Origin of the sequence: Akkermansia muciniphila ATCC BAA-835 (genome assembly GCF_000020225.1) — a bacterium.
Classification (GTDB): Bacteria; Verrucomicrobiota; Verrucomicrobiia; order Verrucomicrobiales; family Akkermansiaceae; genus Akkermansia; species Akkermansia muciniphila.
The window spans coordinates 1,897,480-1,916,158 of the sequence record NC_010655.1; the positions used below are offsets into that span (position 1 = coordinate 1,897,480).

Annotated in this window: 19 protein-coding genes; 3 read left to right on the top strand and 16 right to left on the bottom strand. The window is 56.3% G+C overall.

Going from position 1 to position 18,679, the window contains the following annotated elements:
- Positions 1–5: 5 nt before the first annotated feature.
- Positions 6–470 (bottom strand): tRNA (cytidine(34)-2'-O)-methyltransferase, encoded by a 465-nt coding sequence (locus AMUC_RS08420; protein WP_012420609.1) that lies wholly within the window; start codon positions 468–470, stop codon positions 6–8.
- Between the two features lie 80 nt (positions 471–550).
- On the opposite strand from AMUC_RS08420, the gene AMUC_RS08425 reads away from it, so the two are divergent.
- Positions 551–1,114 (top strand): ribonuclease H-like domain-containing protein, encoded by a 564-nt coding sequence (locus AMUC_RS08425; protein ID WP_012420610.1) that lies wholly within the window; start codon positions 551–553, stop codon positions 1,112–1,114.
- A 186-nt stretch (positions 1,115–1,300) separates the two neighbouring features.
- Here the strand turns inward: AMUC_RS08425 and smpB are convergent, their stop codons facing one another.
- From smpB to AMUC_RS08440, 3 genes are all read right to left on the bottom strand, one after another.
- A complete protein-coding gene (gene smpB / locus AMUC_RS08430; protein WP_012420611.1) occupies positions 1,301–1,759 on the bottom strand; it encodes an SsrA-binding protein SmpB in 459 nt (152 codons plus the stop codon).
- Between the two features lie 114 nt (positions 1,760–1,873).
- Positions 1,874–2,095 (bottom strand): DNA-directed RNA polymerase subunit omega, encoded by a 222-nt coding sequence (locus AMUC_RS08435; RefSeq protein WP_012420612.1) that lies wholly within the window; start codon positions 2,093–2,095, stop codon positions 1,874–1,876.
- A gap of 74 nt (positions 2,096–2,169) precedes the next feature.
- A complete protein-coding gene (locus tag AMUC_RS08440; protein WP_012420613.1) occupies positions 2,170–2,736 on the bottom strand; it encodes a pseudouridine synthase in 567 nt (188 codons plus the stop codon).
- A gap of 123 nt (positions 2,737–2,859) precedes the next feature.
- On the opposite strand from AMUC_RS08440, the gene AMUC_RS08445 reads away from it, so the two are divergent.
- Positions 2,860–3,618: a hypothetical protein gene (locus AMUC_RS08445; RefSeq protein ID WP_042448186.1), complete on the top strand. Its 759-nt coding sequence runs from the start codon at positions 2,860–2,862 to the stop codon at positions 3,616–3,618.
- 103 nt (positions 3,619–3,721) lie between these two features.
- The gene (locus tag AMUC_RS08450) at positions 3,722–4,177 is read left to right on the top strand and encodes a nucleoside-diphosphate kinase (protein ID WP_012420615.1); all 456 of its coding nucleotides are present in this window, start codon (positions 3,722–3,724) and stop codon (positions 4,175–4,177) included.
- A 146-nt stretch (positions 4,178–4,323) separates the two neighbouring features.
- Here AMUC_RS08450 and AMUC_RS08455 read toward each other — a convergent pair whose 3' ends face one another.
- The 12 genes from AMUC_RS08455 to AMUC_RS08510 all read right to left on the bottom strand — a co-directional run bounded on the left by AMUC_RS08455 (position 4,324) and on the right by AMUC_RS08510 (position 18,524).
- Positions 4,324–5,145: a glycosyltransferase family 2 protein gene (locus tag AMUC_RS08455; protein WP_012420616.1), complete on the bottom strand. Its 822-nt coding sequence runs from the start codon at positions 5,143–5,145 to the stop codon at positions 4,324–4,326.
- A gap of 8 nt (positions 5,146–5,153) precedes the next feature.
- Positions 5,154–6,098 carry a glycosyltransferase family 2 protein gene (locus tag AMUC_RS08460; RefSeq protein ID WP_012420617.1) on the bottom strand — a complete coding sequence of 315 codons (945 nt, stop codon included), beginning with the start codon at positions 6,096–6,098 and terminating at the stop codon, positions 5,154–5,156.
- Positions 6,099–6,223: 125 nt separating this feature from the next.
- Positions 6,224–6,892: a prepilin-type N-terminal cleavage/methylation domain-containing protein gene (locus AMUC_RS12090; protein ID WP_012420618.1), complete on the bottom strand. Its 669-nt coding sequence runs from the start codon at positions 6,890–6,892 to the stop codon at positions 6,224–6,226.
- Positions 6,893–6,910: 18 nt separating this feature from the next.
- Positions 6,911–8,179 carry a type II secretion system F family protein gene (locus AMUC_RS08470; protein ID WP_012420619.1) on the bottom strand — a complete coding sequence of 423 codons (1,269 nt, stop codon included), beginning with the start codon at positions 8,177–8,179 and terminating at the stop codon, positions 6,911–6,913.
- 69 nt (positions 8,180–8,248) lie between these two features.
- On the bottom strand, positions 8,249–9,907 hold the full coding sequence (locus AMUC_RS08475; RefSeq protein ID WP_012420620.1) for a GspE/PulE family protein: 1,659 nt from the start codon (positions 9,905–9,907) through the stop codon (positions 8,249–8,251).
- A 28-nt stretch (positions 9,908–9,935) separates the two neighbouring features.
- Positions 9,936–11,576 carry a GspE/PulE family protein gene (locus AMUC_RS08480; RefSeq protein ID WP_012420621.1) on the bottom strand — a complete coding sequence of 547 codons (1,641 nt, stop codon included), beginning with the start codon at positions 11,574–11,576 and terminating at the stop codon, positions 9,936–9,938.
- A gap of 212 nt (positions 11,577–11,788) precedes the next feature.
- Positions 11,789–12,793 carry a tRNA dihydrouridine synthase DusB gene (gene dusB / locus AMUC_RS08485; RefSeq protein WP_012420622.1) on the bottom strand — a complete coding sequence of 335 codons (1,005 nt, stop codon included), beginning with the start codon at positions 12,791–12,793 and terminating at the stop codon, positions 11,789–11,791.
- Positions 12,794–13,054: 261 nt separating this feature from the next.
- Positions 13,055–13,564 carry a YlbF/YmcA family competence regulator gene (locus AMUC_RS08490; protein WP_012420623.1) on the bottom strand — a complete coding sequence of 170 codons (510 nt, stop codon included), beginning with the start codon at positions 13,562–13,564 and terminating at the stop codon, positions 13,055–13,057.
- Between the two features lie 158 nt (positions 13,565–13,722).
- Positions 13,723–14,889, bottom strand: a complete 1,167-nt coding sequence (locus tag AMUC_RS08495; RefSeq protein WP_012420624.1) for a pyridoxal phosphate-dependent aminotransferase — start codon at positions 14,887–14,889, stop codon at positions 13,723–13,725.
- Positions 14,890–15,058: 169 nt separating this feature from the next.
- Entirely contained in the window at positions 15,059–16,624 is a 1,566-nt protein-coding gene (gene murJ, locus AMUC_RS08500; RefSeq protein ID WP_012420625.1) for a murein biosynthesis integral membrane protein MurJ, read from the bottom strand.
- A gap of 14 nt (positions 16,625–16,638) precedes the next feature.
- Positions 16,639–17,730 carry an adenylyltransferase/cytidyltransferase family protein gene (locus AMUC_RS08505; protein ID WP_012420626.1) on the bottom strand — a complete coding sequence of 364 codons (1,092 nt, stop codon included), beginning with the start codon at positions 17,728–17,730 and terminating at the stop codon, positions 16,639–16,641.
- A 149-nt stretch (positions 17,731–17,879) separates the two neighbouring features.
- Positions 17,880–18,524, bottom strand: a complete 645-nt coding sequence (locus tag AMUC_RS08510; protein WP_012420627.1) for a superoxide dismutase — start codon at positions 18,522–18,524, stop codon at positions 17,880–17,882.
- Positions 18,525–18,679 lie beyond the last annotated feature (155 nt).

The window sequence follows — 18,679 nt, forward strand, 5'->3', positions numbered from 1 at the left end:
GCTCGTCAAATGCCGGTCTGGCGCAGTCCTTCATAAAGGACGACAGCTACGGCTGTGGATAAATTCAGGCTGCGGGCTCCTTCTCCGGGCATCGGAATAGTCAGGGCGGTATCTGCGTGTTCTCTCAGCATGCTTTCCGGCAATCCGCGGGATTCCGGTCCAAAAACCAGATAGTCCCCTGCGTGGAAAACCGCATCCCAATGGGAACGTGGCGCCTTGGTGCTCAGGTACCAGAACTGCGCGCCGGGGGCTGCCGCCTGCTTCAATTCCTCCAGGCTGTCCCAGACATGCAGGTCCACCTTGGCCCAATAGTCCAGACCCGTACGGCGCACATGCTTTTCATCCAGACTGAACCCCAAAGGTTTGATCAAATGGAGCCTGGAACCCGTTGCCAGCGCCAACCGTCCGGCAGCTCCTGTATTATGCGGAATTTCCGGATGGAACATGACGATGTGGAAACGGGGCTGCATGCGCTTATTCTCATCACAAACAGGCCTCCCGTTCAAGTGGGACTTGTCCAAAAGTGGCAAATAATGTACGTTTTCACCCGATGAGAGACATCGTATATTTTGATTTGGAAACCCGTCATTCCGCGGCGGAGGTGGGCGGCTGGCATAATACGGCCGAGATGCGCCTTTCCGTGGGCGTGACTTATTCCACGGCTTCCGGCAAATATACGATTTATTCTGAGGAAATGGTGGATGATCTCATCCGGCAGCTTTCCCAGGCCGACCTGGTGGTGGGTTACAACCACGAGCATTTCGACTATGGCGTGCTCCAGCGTTATACGATGTGGAACATGATTGATATCACGAACAACCTTGATTTGTGCAAGGACATCGAACAGCGCGGGGGAGTGCGCGTCAAGCTGGATTCCGTGGCGGCCGCCTCCATCGGTTCTTCAAAAACGGCCGTGGGCACCCAGGCTCTCAAATGGTGGGCGGAATACGCGCAGACGGGTAATACGGAGCTTTTAATGGATATAGCCCGTTATTGCTGTTTTGACGTGAAGGTGACGCGGGATGTGCACTGGTACGGGGCGGAACACGGTTTCATCCGTTATGATGATAAAAAGGGCGGCCAGGTGGAATTGCCCGTGGATTGGAAATTGTAACTTTTCCTGCATGCATGTCCGGCCGGCTGTAGCCGGTTTTTTTCCGGGCGCTGAAGTGGGTCTGGTTTCCCGCCTTTGGCGGCGTTGCCGTTTATCCCCGGACAGATGCCGGATATCAGGGAATGGCTGGGGCGGAGAAAGGCTTCCGGGAGGAAGCGGACGGCAACCATGCTGTTGCCGCCTGGCTTAACGGCGGTTGATGCGGGCCACTTCCCGCTGGGCTTCGCGCATTTCCACGCGGGCTTTCAAATCGTAGCGCTGGTCGCGGTGGGTTTTGCCCTTGCCCAGGCCTAGAGCCAGTTTCACCTTGCCGTTTTTCCAATACAGCTTGAGAGCTACCAGGGAGCAGCCTTTCTGGGAGGTCTGCTGTTCCAGTTTGAAAATTTCCCGTTTATGAAGAAGAAGGCGGCGGGGCCGGCGCGCCTGGTGCTGGAAGAATTCTCCCGCTGTCTCCCAGGGCTGGATGTCGCAGCCGTACAGGAGCATCTGGCCGTTTTCCACCCTGGCGAAGGAATCGGCAATATTCACCTTGCCGGCGCGGATGGATTTGACTTCCGTTCCCTTGAGTTCCATGCCGCATTCGTAGGTGTCCAGAATTTCGTAATCCCGGCGGGCTTTTTTGTTGGTGGAAATGTCGGAGCTCATGGCACGAAGGGGAGAAGGATGAAAAGGCCCCGGGCTGGGAGACCGGGGCCTGGCTGGATAGAGAGGATTCCGTACGGAATTCCGGTCCGGAACGGCAATAAAGGGAATGTGTTGTTACTGGTTGTCTTCCTGGAGGCTGCCGGATTCCGTATGATAGACGAGCTTGCCTTCAATGATTTCCGTCAGGGCAATGTTCGCGTTGCCCATATGGGGTGTGGTAGGCACCAGCGGGGCGCGGCCATTATTAAGCTGGGCTACGCGGCGGGAAACCACGTTGATCAGCATTTGGGGCTCGGGAATGATTTTGGAGGCTTGTTCGACGAGTTCGGCTTTCATGTAAAAAGGTCTAGGTAGATATCCTGATGCGGAGAGAGATATAAAAACGGTTCCTGTCCGGAATCAAGCTTATATTACGGCATGAGCTGCCTTCGCTCGCGGGAATCCAGTTCTTTCCATGCGCCGGGTTTCAGTCCCGCCAGGGAGAAATTTCCGATTCTGGCGCGAAGAAGCCGGAGTGTGGGAAAACCGATGGCGGCGGTCATGCGCCGCACCTGGCGGTTTTTCCCTTCCACCAGCGTCAATTCCAGCCATGAGGTGGGAATGGAGGCGCGGTAGCGGACGGGAGGGATGCGGGGCGGCACGTCAGGCTCCCTGCGCATGAGGCGTGCCCGGCAAGGCAGCGTGCAGTGCCCGCGGATGCGGAGGCCCCCGAGTTCCAGAGGGCGAAGGTCCGTTTCGGAAGGAGTGCCTTCCACCTGGCTCCAATAAGTTCTGGGATGCCTGCCGGAGGGGTTCAGGAGACGGTCCGCCAGGCCCTTCTCATCGGATAAAAGAAGCAGCCCTTCCGAATCCGCATCCAGCCTTCCTACAGGATACACGCCAGGAGGAAACCCGAATTCAGCCAGTGTCCGGTGGTGGGGAGCCTCCTTCGTAAATTGGGAGAGAATACCGTAAGGTTTATTGAACGCCAGAATCATGCCGTGCACGGCAAGGGTAGCATGAACCGCTGGCTTTGGCACGGGAAATTGAAGCGGCTTGACTTGTCTGTGTTGGGGAAGGAAAGTATCTGCATGCATGGAAAAACGGCAGGTTGTGTCCTGATGCTTGCGTGTTGCGTGCCCGTCTGGGTTCAGGCGGCGCCGGATACGGGGGAAGTGAAGGCAAAAATTGCGCGGAAAATCTGGCAAAACGAATGTGCCGGGACAATAAGGGGGCTGGTTTCCTGGAACCGGGGAGAGGCGTTTCCATCCCTGGGAATCGGACATTTCATCTGGTTTCCTGCCGGAGTCACGGAAAGGTTTGAGGAAAGTTTCCCTGCTTTCATTCAGTTCTGCCGCAGGAAGGGAATCCGGGTTCCGGAATGGTTTTCCGGAGCGGCTCCGTGGCGGACCAGAAAGGAATTTGAAACGGCGGACGTTCGCGGCGGTCTTCCTGAACGGATGCGCCGGTGGTTGTCCAGCCCGGCGGCCCTGCAAATGCAGGCGGATTTCATTATTGCCAGGTCTGTGGCCGCTCTGGAGCGTATCAAGGGCCAGTCCCGCCGTCCGGAAGAGATGGCGGCCCGCTATTACGCCGTGGCGTCGGTTCCCAACGGCATGTATGCCCTGATTGACTACGTGAATTTCAAGGGAGAAGGAACCAATCCGGCGGAACAGTACCGGGGGATTGGCTGGGGGCTCAGGCAGGTGCTGGAGGAAATGCGCCCCGTTTCTCCCGGACAGCCTGCGGCGGTTGAATTTGCGGAAGCGGCCAAAAGGGTGCTTCAGCGCCGCGTGGACAACAGCCCGCCGGGCCGCGGAGAAGCGCGCTGGCTTGCCGGATGGCGGAACCGGTGCGATTCCTATAAGAGGAATTTGTGACGAATTCCTTTCCCAACAGAAAAGACCAGTTGTGCAATTATCCTTGACCTGACGGGGATTAGGGTGTAATTCCCTCACTCCATCCTGAAACTTCGCTGATTTTATGCCAAACACTCAAGAAGAAACAACGCTGATTTTGCTGAAGCCCGACTGTGTGCGGAAAAACCTTTCCGGCACCATTTTGAAACGTTTTTTGTCCGAAGGGTTTCGCCTGCGCGGCATAAAGATGATCCAGCTTGACGAACCGGTGCTCCGGGAACATTACGCCCATATTCTGGATCTGGTCATCAATGGGGAACCGCTTTTCCCGAAGCTGCTTGATTTCATGACCAGTTCTCCCGTCATCGCCATTGCCCTGAAAGGGCCCGGCGTTATTGTGCGCGTGCGCGAACTGCTGGGGCCCACCAATTCCCAGAAGGCGCAGAAGGGCACTATCCGCGGCGATTTCGGAACAGACAGCATGATGAACATCTGTCATGCGTCCGACAGCCGTGAATCCGCCGCCGTGGAGCTGGCAAGATTTTTCCGGGAAGAAGAACTGTTTGACGGCCTTAATTAAGGGAAGGCCGCCTTTTTCCATCAGGTTTCATTGAGGGCCGCAGCTGTAATAACGGCTGCGGCCCTTGCCGTATCGGGGCTGTGCCTTCCTTGGGAGGATGAAGGGGGAAGGCAGCGGCTTTTCTGGGAGAAGCAGGAAAGAACGGGTTACTTTTCCCAGGGAGTGGTAAGATAAAGGAAGGCCTTTTTCATACGGTAGGCCTCACGCATGAAGCCGTCCATGATATTGTTGCAGCTGTGCTTGGAAAAGGAAAGGCCGTAAATGCGCTTGATGGCGGCATCCTCTCCGTGCTGCTTCTGGCGCTTTAGCTCAGCGTCCATGTCCCGGCATTCGATATTGGGGGCGCTCAGATTGTCGCCATGCCAGCGAAAATCCGCCAGCAGCCTGTTGTAATGCACGAACTTCTTCCCCGCCCGGCCCAGGCGCGCGTAATATTCCCCGTCCATGTCGTAGTGGAAGCGTTCGTCCAGCAGGAACCCCTCTTCAATAGTAGTGCTCCGGCGCAGGAACAATGCGGTGGAAGCCAGATAGGTGCCGTACCAGATGTGCATGTTCAGACTGTAGGGCAGGGCCTTCATGGCGCGTTGGATTTCTCCGTCCGGCCCGATGAAATTCCATGCTCCATACACAATGTCCGCATCCGGGCGGGAATCCGCAAAAGCCTTGACCGCCGCCAGAGCCCCCGGCAGCAACCGGTCATCCGTATTCAGCCACATAACCCATTTCCCGCGCGCCTTGCGGAAGCCGCGGTTGATGCCTTCCGACATGCCGGAATCCTTTTCCACATGCAGTTTCAGGTGAGGGTAGGAGTGCAGGATATCCAGGGTGCCGTCCGTGGACCCTGCGTCCTGGATAATGTGTTCAAATGTAGCCCCTTCCTGGTTTTTGACGCTCTCTATGCATTCCCTTACGTAGCGGGCGTAATTATAGCTGGGCGTAATAATGCTGAAATCCGGTTCTGTGTCCATAGGCAAGGTTAGTTGAAAGGCTTGATGGAACGTTCCCTGGCGATGTAAATAGGGCGCTTTTTAACTTCCGTATAGGTTTTGGCCAGATATTGGCCCAAAATGCCCAAGCACAGCAGCACGATGCCACCCATCATGCAGAAGACGCATACCAGGGAAGTCCATCCATAAGCGGAATGGGGCCAGATCAATTCGCGGACAGTCAAGATAATGATGGAAAGGAATGAGATGAAGGAAAGAAGTACCCCCATGATGGAAGCCAGCGCCAGAGGGGCGGTGGAAAAGGCCACGATACCTTCAATGGAGTACAGGAACAGCTTGAAGAAAGACCACTTGGTTTCTCCTGCCACCCGTTCCACATTTTCATATTCAAACCATTTGGTCCGGAACCCCACCCATTCGTACAGCCCTTTGGAAAATCGGTTGTACTCCTTCAGGGAAAGCAGGGCTTCCAGTACGGGCCGAGTCATCAGCTTGTAGTCCCGGGCTCCGTCCACGATGCGGGTGTCCGATATCTGATGAATCGTCTTATAAAAGGCGCGGGCGAAAAAGGACCGCAGCAGCGGTTCCCCCTGCCGGGTGACGCGGCGCGTTCCCGCACAGTCATATCCTTCCTTTTCAATGGCTTTCAGCATATCCGGAAGCAGGGAAGGAGGATCCTGAAGGTCCACATCCATGACGGCGGCATAATCCCCTGTGGCCGCTTCCAGGCCCGCATAGATGGCGGCTTCCTTCCCGAAATTGCGGGAGAAGGAAATGAATTTTACTTCAGGGGAGTGTTCCGCCATTTTCTTAATCATTTCCAGGGAGCGGTCCGTGGAACCGTCGTCCACGAAGATAAGTTCCGGGGCGTAGCCCTCCAGGCATTCCTTGAAAACCCGGTCTATTTCTTGCTTGAACGCCGGAATGGCTTCTTCTTCATTCAGGCAGGGAACGATCAGGGAAATACGTTTCATGTCAGTGCCCGAATCATACTTCAGAAGCCGTGCGGATGCCAGAAAATATGCACAAAGCCTTCCTCCGCCGGAAGAGGAGGAAGGCTGCCGGAAAAGAAGCCGTGCGCGGAAAAATACCGGTAAGGTCAGAACTTCGGCAGGTTGCCGATGTCATCTTCGTTTTCAGGGGCGTGCGGGTCTTTCAAATCACTGTCCCCGTCTTTTCCGAAAGACCAGAAATCATAATCCGGATTCAGGCCGTTGCCCATTTTCAGGTTTCTGGCCCTGTCGGTTCTGGTGGGGATGGACTGCTCGCTGCCCAGGCGGTAGCGGTAGGGGGAACCCCATGGATCCGCAAGAATATAAAGGGTAACCGGCCTGCCGTCCTTGCTTTTCACATGGACTTCCCGGACAGTCGGGTTGCTTTTGGGCTGCGTAGAGGGGTTCAACTCATCATTGTAAATGGTTGTATCCCTGGAAGGAACACCCTCATTCTTATGGTCGCCGAACAGAGCCATGTAAACCACGTTGGAACTGTATTCCTCCCCGTTGGCCACGGCTACGCCGTGATTGTTGAAGGGAGCTTCCGTGCCGTAGGGGTAGCGGTCATGGTCGCTGTGGTAGCTCTCCAGCCCCATTTCAATTTTGCGGACAATGGATTCCGTAGCCTGTTCGTTCTTTCTGGTTTCAAGCCAGGTGTAAATGGAGATGGTCAGCGTGGCCAGCACCACGATGATCACCATCACTACCAGGATTTCCATGAGGGTGAACCCCTTTGCCTCCCGGAGCCGGCGGTATGCGGAATGATTTTTCATCTGATTCTGCTTGAGGGGTTATCCCATCTTTTCAATAACCTGCAGGAGGGGAAGGAACATGGCGAACACGATGCCGCCCACGACCACGGCCAGGAATACGATCATGATGGGTTCCAGCATGGAGGTCATAGCTCCCACGGCATTGTCCACTTCATCATCATACACGTCCGCGATTTTCAGGAGCATGTCCGGCAACTGGCCGGTTTCTTCCCCCACGTCCACCATGGAGATTACCATGGGCGGGAAAAGCTTGGAGGAGGACATGGGCGTAACTACGGATTCGCCTTCCTTGACGGAGTCATGGATGAGGCCGATGGCGTCTCCCACGATCATGTTGCCGGCGGTATCCTTCGTGATGGTAAGCGCCTGGAGGATGGGGACGCCGGAAGTCACCAGCGTACCGAAGGTTCGGGCGAAGCGGGCGATGGCGCTTTTGCTCTGCACATTGCCGATGACCGGCATGGTCAGCAGAGCGGAGTCAATCTTGCGGCGTCCGTTGGGCGTCTTGCTCATGGCCGTGAAAACAGCGTACAGGATGGCGACTACCGCGGCCAGAATGACGGCATTGGGCACAAAGAAGGGGGCGGCCATGAACCAGTCGCTGATGCCGAACACAAACTCGGAAATACCGGGAAGTTCCTGGTTCTGTTCTGCGAACATCGCCTTGAATTTGGGCACGATGACCAGCATCAGGAAGATCACGATGCCTACGGCGATAAACAGGACGATGGAGGGATACACCATGGCGGAGATCACCTTGCTTTTCAGCTTTTGGGCCTTTTCCTGGTATTCCGCCAGACGGTTCAGCACGACTTCCAGCACACCGCCCAGTTCCCCGGCCTTTACCATGTTGACAAACAGGCGGTCAAAAATTCTGGGGTGTTGGGCCAGGGCTTCCGAGAAGGTGGAGCCGCCCTGAACGGAATCTCCAAGAGCCTCAATGGTTACGCGCAGGTTGGGGTTTGCCTCCTGTTTGGCCAGCACGTTCAAACTCTGGAGCAGGGGAAGCCCCGCGTCAATCAGCGTAGCAAGCTGGCGGGTGAAAATCATCAGAGCCTTGGCCTTGATTTTGCCTCCCAGCTTGCCTTTTTGCTTCTTGGCTCCCTTGGCCTTTTTCTTGGCGGCAGGCGTCTGCTGAATCTTGCCCTTGCCCGCTTCTACGATCTGGGTGGGGTACAGGCCATGCGCCCGGATGGATTCCATGGCCTCCGCTTCGGAATTGGCCTCCAGGGTACCTGTTTTCTGGTCGCCTTTATGGTCAAGTGCTGTGTATTGATATTTAGGCATATATGTTGTATTTTAAGTGTTTTTTCTTAGTGGTTGAAATAAGGGGAAGCAACGGCGTCCGGCTGTCCGTTAAGTATATTTCAGCACTTCTTCAATGGTGGTGTTGCCGTCATAAATATTTCTCAGCCCGTCTTCCCGCAGCGTGGACATGCCCATTTCAATGGCTTTCTGCTTCAGCACCACGGAAGGAGCGCGATCCGTAATCATGTCGCGCAGGGTATCGTTAATATCCAGGAGCTCATAAATCCCCTTGCGGCCCCTGTAGCCGGAATTGGAGCATTTATCACAGCCTCGGCCCGTGAAAAAGTGCTTGTCTCCCAGTTCATAGGGAGAGACGCCAAGCTGGGAGAGGATGGTGGATGAGGGTTCATACGGCGTGCGGCAGTCCGGACAGATGGTGCGCACCAGGCGCTGTGCAAGCACCCCTTCCAGGGAAGCCGCCACCAGGAAAGGTTCGCATCCCATGTCCACCAGTCGCGTAATGGCTCCGGCGGAGTCGTTCGTGTGCAGGGTGGAGAGAACCAGGTGACCCGTCAGGGATGCCTGGATGGCGATCTGCGCTGTTGCCATGTCTCGCATTTCCCCCACCAGAATACGGTCCGGGTCCTGTCGCAGGAAGGCGCGGAGCACCATTGGGAAGTCCAGGCCGATGGCTTCATTGATAGGAATCTGGATGATGCCGTCAATATCGTATTCAACAGGGTCTTCCGCCGTCAGCACCTTGGAATCAATGGTATTGATTTCACGCAGGGCGGCATACAGCGTAGTTGTCTTGCCGGCGCCGGTGGGGCCGGTAACGATGAAAATGCCGTTGGGCTTGTGGACCGTATCCAGAATATATTCGTGGATATGCGCGGGAAGCCCCAGGTTGTCCATGTTCAAGTTGACGGAAGAGCGGTCCAGAACGCGGAGCACCACGGATTCTCCGTACTGAGTGGGAAGGGAGGAAACGCGCATGTCCACGGAACGGTTTCCTATCTGCTTGACGATGCGTCCGTCCTGCGGAATGCGGCGTTCCGCGATGTTCATGTTCGCCATGACTTTGACGCGGGAAATGACCGGCACGGACAGGTGGACGGGGGGAGGCTGCATTTCATACAGGGCGCCGTCCACACGGTAGCGGATTTTGAATTCCTTCTCAAAAGGTTCGAAGTGAATGTCGGAGGCCTTTTCCTTGATGGCCTGCGTAATGACGAGGTCCACAAAGCGGATGACGGGAGCGGCGGCGGAGTCCTCCGTCTCATTGTTGACCTGCATGTTGTTCAGCTCCTGCATCAGGTCGGACATGGCGGCGGATTCGCCTCCATAAAGCTCATTGATGCGTTCGGAAATCTGGTAATCCGGCGCTACCAGAACATGGATGTCCTGGCCGAGGGCGAAGCGCAGGTCTTCCACCGTCTGGGGATTCAGGGGATCCACCAGGCAGACGTACAGGCCTTCCGGACCATGCCGCACAGGGAGCGCCCCGTGCAGGCGCACGAGCGTGGCCGGCATCATGTTCTGCACGTTCGGATCCGGCTGGAAGTTGTCCAGTGTAATGAATTCCGTACCCAGGTCGCTGGCAATCATCTGCCAGATATCATCCTTGCTGCCGATGATGCCGAAGTCTGCAAGCACTTCCGGCAGCTCCTTGCCGGAGGCGATCATTTCCTCCTTGATGTCCTTTGCCAGGGATTTGTCAATCATTCCCCGGCCGATGAAAAGTTCCAGTGTGAGGTTGGTGTCCATAATAAGCAGAATGAATAGCGGGGAAAAATCAGTTGGCGTCTCCCATGGTGACGTTCAGCACTTCTTCCGGAGAAGTAAGGCCGGCCAGCACTTTGCGTACGCCGTCTTCCCTCAAGGTTCTCATGCCCAGTTCCCGGGCGCGCTGGCGCAGCTGGGGGGAAGTCAGATTTTCGTTAATCATGCGGCGCACCTCGTCGTCGATTTCGAAAATCTCAAACAGCCCCATCCGGCCCTTGAATCCGCCGCCGCGGCAAAAGTCGCAGCCGTGGGGCGCCTTGATTTGGCCCTGGGCAAGGCGGGACATGTCAATGTTCAGCGTATGCGCCTGCTTTTCCGTCAGAGTGCCGTCCACCTTGCAGCGGTCGCACAGCTTGCGGACAAGACGCTGGGCCATGATGGCGCGGACGGAGGAGGCGATCAGGAAGCGTTTGATGCCGATGTCCGCCAGACGGGCCACGGCGCTGGGAGCGTCATTGGTGTGAAGGGTGGAGAATACGAGGTGCCCCGTCAGGGAGGCGTTGATGGCGATGCTGGCTGTTTCCATGTCTCGAATTTCCCCGATCATGATGATGTTGGGAGCCTGGCGGAGCATGGCGCGCAGGGCGGCGGCGAAGGTCATGCCGATATCCGCCTTTACCATTACCTGGTTGATGCCGGAGAGTTCGTATTCCACAGGGTCTTCCACCGTGATGATTTTTTTATCCGGGCGGTTGATGTGGTTCAGGCACGCGTAAAGGGTCGTGGTTTTACCGGAACCGGTAGGACCCGTCACCAGGATAATGCCGTCCGGCAGCGTGATGAGGCGGTCGAACACAGCTTCATCATCCGAGAAAAATCCGAGCTGGGGAAGGCCCAGCACCAGGGCGGATTTGTCCAGGATACGCATGACGATGCTTTCCCCGTGGTTGCTGGGGACGGATGAAACACGGAGGTCGATTTGCTTGCCGCCGATGCTCATCTGGATTCGCCCGTCCTGGGGCATGCGTTTTTCCGCAATGCTCATGGTGGTACTCATTACCTTGAGGCGAGCGATGATGGGGCTGAGCAGTTTTTTGGGATGCGTGGCCACTTCCACCAGCTTGCCGTCCACGCGGTAGCGGATGCGGAGCCTGTTTTCCATGGGCTCAATGTGGATGTCGGAAGCCCTCATTTTGAAAGCGTCCGTCAGCATCTGCTGCACCAGCCGGATAATGGGAGCATCCTCCCCTTCCAGCCCGTCGGTTTCTTCCGGAACGCTCAGATCCCGGTAAAATTCATTCAACCGGCTTTCTACCGCGCTGTGGGTGGCGACGCTGAAAATCACATCCCGCCCCATCAGCTGGGGCAGGCTGTCCATGGTTTCCAGATTCAGGGGGTCGTCAATAGCAATGTTGATGGAAAAACCGTCGTCGGAAATGGGGATGGCCCGGAAGCGCCTGGCAAGTTCCGGCGTAATGAGTTCGCGCACCTCCTGGGGGATGTGCATGGAGCCCAGGTCCACGACGGGGAGCAGGGAGTTTGACGCCGCCACCTGAGCGATGACGTCTTCCGTAAGATAATCGGCCTGAATCAGAAAATCGACCAGGTCCTGGGTGGGAGATTTTTGACTGCGCGCGTACTGAAGAATTTCTTCATTCAGATATCCGGCCTGCGTAAGAAGTTCGATGAGATATGATTCGTTGGAGTACACGTCGATCTCTGGATGCTATTGTTGGAAGTCTGCCGAAATGGAGCGGCAGGATACTCCCCTATTTCTGACAGGTTCGGAACGTAAAGTCAACTTAGCTTCCCTCAAAATGGCATTTTTTTTCGGGCGTGTCCGGAGGCGGGAAGAACCTCCTTCCCTCTCCGCCGCTTTCCAAACCCTGCGGAATCTTCCGGAAAGCGGGATTTTCCCTGTACTCAGGGCTTCTGGCGGGGGAGCTTGGAAAGCAGGTCTTCCAGCTCCGGCATGCTGGATACCCGCACCAGGCGGGAACGCATTTCCTTGGCGCCGGGAAATCCCTTCGTATAAGCCAGGATTCGTGACCTCATATGGCGCATGGTGTGAAGTTCGTCCCCATAATGGCGGGATTCCAGGGCCATCCGGGCATGCCGCAAAATCAGGGCCGCCTTTTCCTGCGGGTCTCTGGCCGGCGGCATGGTTCCGTGCAGCAGATAATACTTGGCGTCTCCGAAAATCCATGGGTTTTCCATGGCCGCACGGCCAATCATGACGCCGCTGACGGCCGTATTTTCTTTTACATAAGCTACGGCCTGCGGGGTGGAAATATCCCCGTTCCCGATGACCGGCACGGACATGGCCCGCGCGCATTCGTCAATAATGTCCCAGTTGGCCGTTCCGGAATACTGCTGGGAGCGGGTGCGCCCGTGAATGGTGATCATGGAAATTCCCTCATTCTCCAGCAGGCGGCACGCGTCCATGGCGCACAGGCTCTGAAAATCCCAGCCAATACGTATTTTGGCCGTGACGGGGATTCTCTCTCCTACGGCTTTCACGACGCCTCCGGCAACGGAAGCCAGCAGGGGAAGGTCTTTCAGGAGGGAGGAACCTCCATTTTTGCCAACCACCTTGGGAACCGGGCAGCCGAAGTTGATATCGATAAAATCCGGCTTTTCATGGTCCAGGATAATTCTGGCCGCCTCTCCCATGTGGTTCCCATCCGCTCCGAAGAGCTGGATGCCTATGGGGCGGTGGGCATTTTCTATCTTTGTGTACCTGCGGTTTCTTTCCCATGCCTGGAGAATTCCTTCCGCAGAGACGAATTCCGTTACCATTACATCCACTCCAAGCTCCTTGCAGATAGTGCGGAAAATGGGGTCCGTCACTCCAGCCATTGGAGCCAGGAACAGCGGGAAATCCGTTTTGAAGAACGGGAGGGGAGCGGGACGGTTGGAAAAAGTCATGATTCCTTAGGATGAGGCTAGCACGGGTTCCCGTCCCATTCAAGCATCTTGCCTGTTCTGGCGAAGAAGGGAAGGTGCAAGATGCCGGTGCTGTGCAAACATCGGAGCGTCGAAAATATGGCGCTCAATAAAGAGGTGCAGTAGTCCGCCCGGTTTTCCGGAGGAAATTGCAGGCGCGCTGGACAGTATCGTTTGTTTTCGGGAAGAAAAAACGGCTTCACTTTTTGAGTGAAGCCGTTTGGCAAAAGTTGAAAGATTGTCTTAATGGTTGCCGCAGCCGCAACCGCCGTCCTTATGGTCGTGGTCACACTTGCCGTCGCAATCGCAATTTTCCTTGTCGCACTGGCCGCCGCAGGAGCAGGAGGACTGGGCGCTCATGGCGCGCTGGCGGGCTTCCTCTATTTCTTCAGGAGTGGGAGCGCGGCCAAGGTCAATGGACATGCCCAGATAATGATTGATGGTGTTCAGGAGTTCGTCAATGGTCTGGCGGGCTTCCAAAAAGCCGCGGGCCGCATCATTCTTGATGACGTTTTCACGCAGGGCGTCGAATTTGGAAATTTCCTCTTCGGTAGGAGGCATTCCCGCCAGGTGCTTGTTGCGCAGTTCTTCTCCGTAAGCGTTTACTTCTTCAAAAAGCTTGGTTGCTTCCGGATTTTGGAAAAAGAGACCTATTTTTGCCTTGGAGGCCACAACCTTGTCTTCCTTGGCGAGCAGATTGCAAAGGGCTTCCGTGGCGGCGCGCAGGTTGTCGTTGAGAACGGGGGTATTCATATGAGATTTATTTAATCATGCCTTTTCGTGCAGGGCAATCCGGTTGCGAGGCATGGCACGCATTTCCTTGCCGCAGGTTTGCTGCAGGTGGGAAATCCGGAAGAATAAAAAGGCGTTCCGCTTGACGTGGAACGCCTTTTTATGGTGATCAACGTTTTTTAATGCGCCTTGCAGAATTCTTCAAAGCGGTCCAGAGCTTCTTTCAGAATGTCCAGCGTGGTGCAGTAGCTGATGCGGATGGCCTTGTCATTGCCGAAGGCGATGCCGGGGACGGCCGCGACCTTGTAGCGTTCCAGAAGCTTGTCGCACAGATTCAGGGAGGTGAGTCCCAGCCTGCTTGTGTCCACAAAGAAGTAGAAAGCGCCCTGCGGCTCCACAACACTGATATTCGGGATGGCGCTGAGGCGGGAGTAAACGTACTGGCGGCGCATGTCATATTCGTCGCGCATGTCGCTGATGAAGCTCTGGTCTCCCGTAAGGGCCTCAATACCTCCATACTGGGCGAACGTACAGACGTTGGAAGTGGTGTGATCCTGAATCATCTGGATGGCCTTGGCAATGGCTGCCGGAGCTGCGGAATAGCCTAGGCGCCATCCAGTCATGGCGTAGCCCTTGGAGAAGCCGTTGATGGTGATGGTCAGGTCGTACAGTTCCGGACTGAGGGAGGCGATGCTGACGTGCCTGGCGTCCCCGTATACGAGGTGTTCGTAAATTTCATCAGCCAGGATGAGGATGTCTTCGCTCAGGGCCACTTCTCCCAGGGCGCGCAGTTCTTCTTCGGAATAAACGGACCCGGTCGGATTGTTCGGGGTAGTGAGGATGACCATCTTGGTGCGGGGGGTCATGGCTTCCTCAAATTGTTCGGCGGTAAGCTTCCATCCGTTTTCCGCCGTGGTTTCCACGATGACGGGGATGCCTCCGCACATGCGGACCATTTCCGGATAGCTGACCCAGTACGGAGCGGGGATGATGACTTCATCCCCCTCGGATACGGTTGCCATGATGGCGTTGAAACAGGCGTGCTTGGCGCCGGCTCCCACGGTGATCTGGGTGAAATCGTATTCCAGGTTGTTTTCCCTCTTGAGCTTTTCTGCGATGGCCTGGCGGAGTGCGGGAAGACCGGCGGAAGGCGTATATTTGGTGGCTCCGTTGTTCAGGGCCGCGATGGCTGCCTGCTTGATGTTTTCCGGGGTGTCCATTTCAGGTTCACCGCCTGCCAAACCGTAAACTTCTTCACCGGAGGCTTTCATAGCCTTGGCCCGGTTGGTCACCTTGAGGGTCAGGGAAGGGGTCAATGCCGCAATGCTGGGGGAAATCATGTCCATTGTTGTGGTGCAGTCGTAGATTTTGATGCCCTGGCGGAAAACAGGCTGTTCTCCGCATAGGCGGAAAAACTTTACTCATTGAGCGCACCCCTGGCAAGGAGAATGCTTGCGGCGGCCATTCTTTTTCTTGCGGAGGGCGTTCCTCCCTCTATGGAAGGGATTTTTCCCGTCAGCGTTTCAGGAATTTGGCGCGCACCGCTTCCAGCTCCGGCGTCTTCAGCAGGAAAGCCGCCGCCAGGTAAACGATGCCGGCGCAACCGCAGACCAGGGATATCCCCAGCACCCTGGCCGGGAAGGTCCAGTTCAGGAAGCCCTGGAGGAACCATGCCTTGCCTGCCCAGCACACGGCCCCCAGAAATATTCCCGCCGCCATGATCCTGGCCAGTCCGGAAAGCAGCGTCCGTCCGTCTACGCCGCCCAGCTGGCGTCGCAGGTAAAAGAAGTAAAAGAGAAAATTGAAGGTAGTGACCACGGAGGTGGTCAGCGCCAGCCACGCCGCGTTTTTATGCAGGATGTAGACGAAACAGTAGTTGAGGCCGATGCTGATAGCCAGAGCCACAGCGGCGGCAATCAGGGGAACCCAGCGTTTTTCAAGAGCCAGGAAGACGGGCTGTACCACCTTGGTCCCGGCATAGCCCAGCAGGCCCAGGGAATAGGCTCCCAGCACTTCCCCCGTGTAACGCACGGCCTCCTGGTTGAAGCGGCCCCACTGGTATACGGAGGAGACGAATTCCGTTCCCAGGATGGAGAGGATGAGAAAAGCGGGTACCGCAAAGAATGCCACCAGCCGCAACCCCTTGGCGATGTGGACAGCCACCTCTTTTCTGCCGTCTCCCACCATCATGCGGGAAACAGCGGGCAGCACCACCATGCCCGTCGCAACTCCGAAGAGCCCCACGGGAAGCTGCCAGAGGCGGAACGCCGTGGTCAGGGCGGTGACGGAGCCTTTTTGGAGATCCAGAGCGAACCCCGTATTGATGAAGATGGTGAACTGCGTCACGCCTGAAGCCAGCACGGAGGGAAGCATCAGCCCCCAGATTTTGCGCACGCGGGGATCGTTCCATTGGAAATTGGGTTTCCAGCAGAAGCCGGTTTTGCTGAGTTTGGGGAGCTGCACGGCAATCTGGGCCATGCCCCCGATGGTGACGCCGCAGGCAAAACCGTACAAAGCTTTGGGGCCGAAGGATGGATCAATGAAATATCCAATCAGAAGGCCGAGCAGGATGGAAGTAACGTTGAAAGCGGCGGAGGCCAGCATGGGCAATCCGAAAACCCCCACCATGTTCAGCGCCCCCATGATGAGGGCGGACAGGGAGGCGAATCCGATGAAAGGCCACATGATGCGGCTCAGGTCTGTGGCGAACAATTGCTCCGCCAGAGAGTGATCCCCGCTGTAGAGGGCTTCCATGACGGGCCCTGCAAATAGAATCCCCAGCGTTACAATGGCGATCATCAGGGCGGAAAGCTGGGTAGCTACCTTGTTGGTCAGTTCCCACGCGGCCGCGTCTCCCTGCGCCTCCCGCGTTTTGGAGGCTACGCTGGTATAGGATTGGGAAAGAGCCCCTTCCGCAAACAGATCTCTTAACAGGTTGGGAATACGGAAAGCCGTGTAAAAGGCGTCCAGGGCTCCCGTGGCCCCGAACAGGGAGGTGTACACAATTTCCCTGGCCATGCCTGTCAGGCGGCAGGCGAAGATGGCGCCGGAGGCAACCAGGCTGTTCCGCATCAGGGACATGAAAGGGGGGGAATTTACTTGAACAGCTGGCGGCAATACGGCTCCACCCGTTTCATTGCCGGGTTGTCCTTGACAGCCTGGTCGCGATCATCCCGGCAGGGGAAAAGGTACAGGGCGTATCCCCCGTAGCCGCCTCCCAGATATTTTTTTGCAAGGGCATTGGGAATATCCGGCAGGGGGCGCATTCCTTCGTCAAGCTGCACGCTGTAGTACAGGGCTACGCCTGCCGCCAGTGTATTGATGTTGCGTTCCAGCACTCCGGTGCGGGCAATGAGGGAGGATTGGGAGATGCGTACGTAGTCCCGTTGTTCATCCGCCATCTTTGGGGTGTCGTGTTCTTCACCCGTATATAGAATGGCCATTCTTCCTTCCAGGAAGTCACCCGTGCCTTTGACATCCAGCACCGGAGAACTGCCGGAGCGCCATACGCACAACCCCGTTTCCGCAATGACGGCAGGATCCTGCCAACCGACGCCCAGAGCGAGTTCGGACGCGACCGGATCGCGCCCTTCCAGCATGGCCCACGCGCCGCTGCCTCCCAGCCCGGAGCGTTTTTCATACGGCCATTCGCAGAGGGAAACCATGGGGGTGATGGCGCAGTTGACCACATAGGAGCCTTTTCTGGCGTAGCGGGGCACGTCCAGCCATCCCCCGGCAAAGTCCACGCGAAGCGGTACGGCGGACGGAGCCTTGATGCGGTTCACCAGCATGGTGGTGGAGACGGGAGTGAATTTGGGGGGCGTCTTGGGGAGCACCACGTAATTGGCTCCGACGCGGGCGCACAGCTCCTTCTTGATATCGCTGTAAAGGTCGTCTTCCGTCACAGCCAGGATGTCCGGTTTTTCCTGAAGAAACTCTTCTTCAAAATCCAGGCCCTTTTTCATGCCGGTACCCAGGATAACCTTGTCAACCATGCGCAGGCTTTCCAGCAGAACTTTTTTGTGTTCGTCCGGAATGGACGGCTTGCGCTGCTTGTGGTGCCACAGCACGGGTTCCGAAGCGAAAGAGACGATTAGATAGTCGCCCAGAGCGCGGGCTTCTTCAAAGAACTGGATATGGCCAGCGTGGACGATATCATAGCAGCCGGAGACGAAAACTTTTTTCATGCGTGTAATGATAGATAATTAGTCTGCAACAGTATGCCCTATTGCCGTGCCGGATGCAAGAGCGAGATGAAAATGCGTTAAAAAACGGCGCGGACTACAGAAAGCCCGTGCCGTTTGGGGATAGGAAAAATCAACTTCTGCAAAAACGGTCAGGAAGCCATAGCCTCCTGGTAGCGGCGTTCCACATCGTCCCAGTTGATCAGGCGGCAGAAGTCTTCAATATAGTCCGCCCGGAGGTTCTGGTGCTTCAGATAATAGGCGTGTTCCCAAACGTCACAGACGAGAATGGGGACGAGACCGGGAATTTCCAGATTCTGATGTTTTTCCGCCCCGCAGATTACCAGCGTCTTGCTGATGGGGTCCACGCCCAGAATGCCCCAGCCGGAACCTTCCACGCCCTGGGAAGCCGCCTTGAATTCCTTCATCATAGCTTCCAGAGAACCGAATTTTTCCTTGATGGCATCTACCAGAGGACCTTGCGGCTCTTTTTTGGGATCAGGCGTCATGTTGGTCCAGTAAATGGTATGGAGAACATGGCCGGAAGCATTGAAGGACAAGTTACGCACCCAGTTGGTGGTGGCGGAAGCGTCCAGTTTCCCGTCCGCAATTTCACGGAGCTTTTCAGCCGCGGCATTGGCTCCGGCGACATAGGCCGCATGATGCTTGTCGTGGTGGATGCGCACGGTTTTTTCATCCAGCATGGGTTCAAGCGCGTCGTAGGCGTACGGAAGGGGTGGCAGTACATATTTGCCGTCGGCATAGCCGATCGTGGAGGGGGCTTGCTGTTTAGTCATCTTGTGCTGTGGTTGTATGAATGGCCCTGTTGCCCGGGCCTGGCTGATTGTTCCCAGCGCCGCCAATGAGGAAAGAGCAATAAAACGCCTTCTGTTCATGTCCGCGCCATGGGAATGCATGGGTGTTTAGACATGGATTGTTTTGGAGTTGTTCA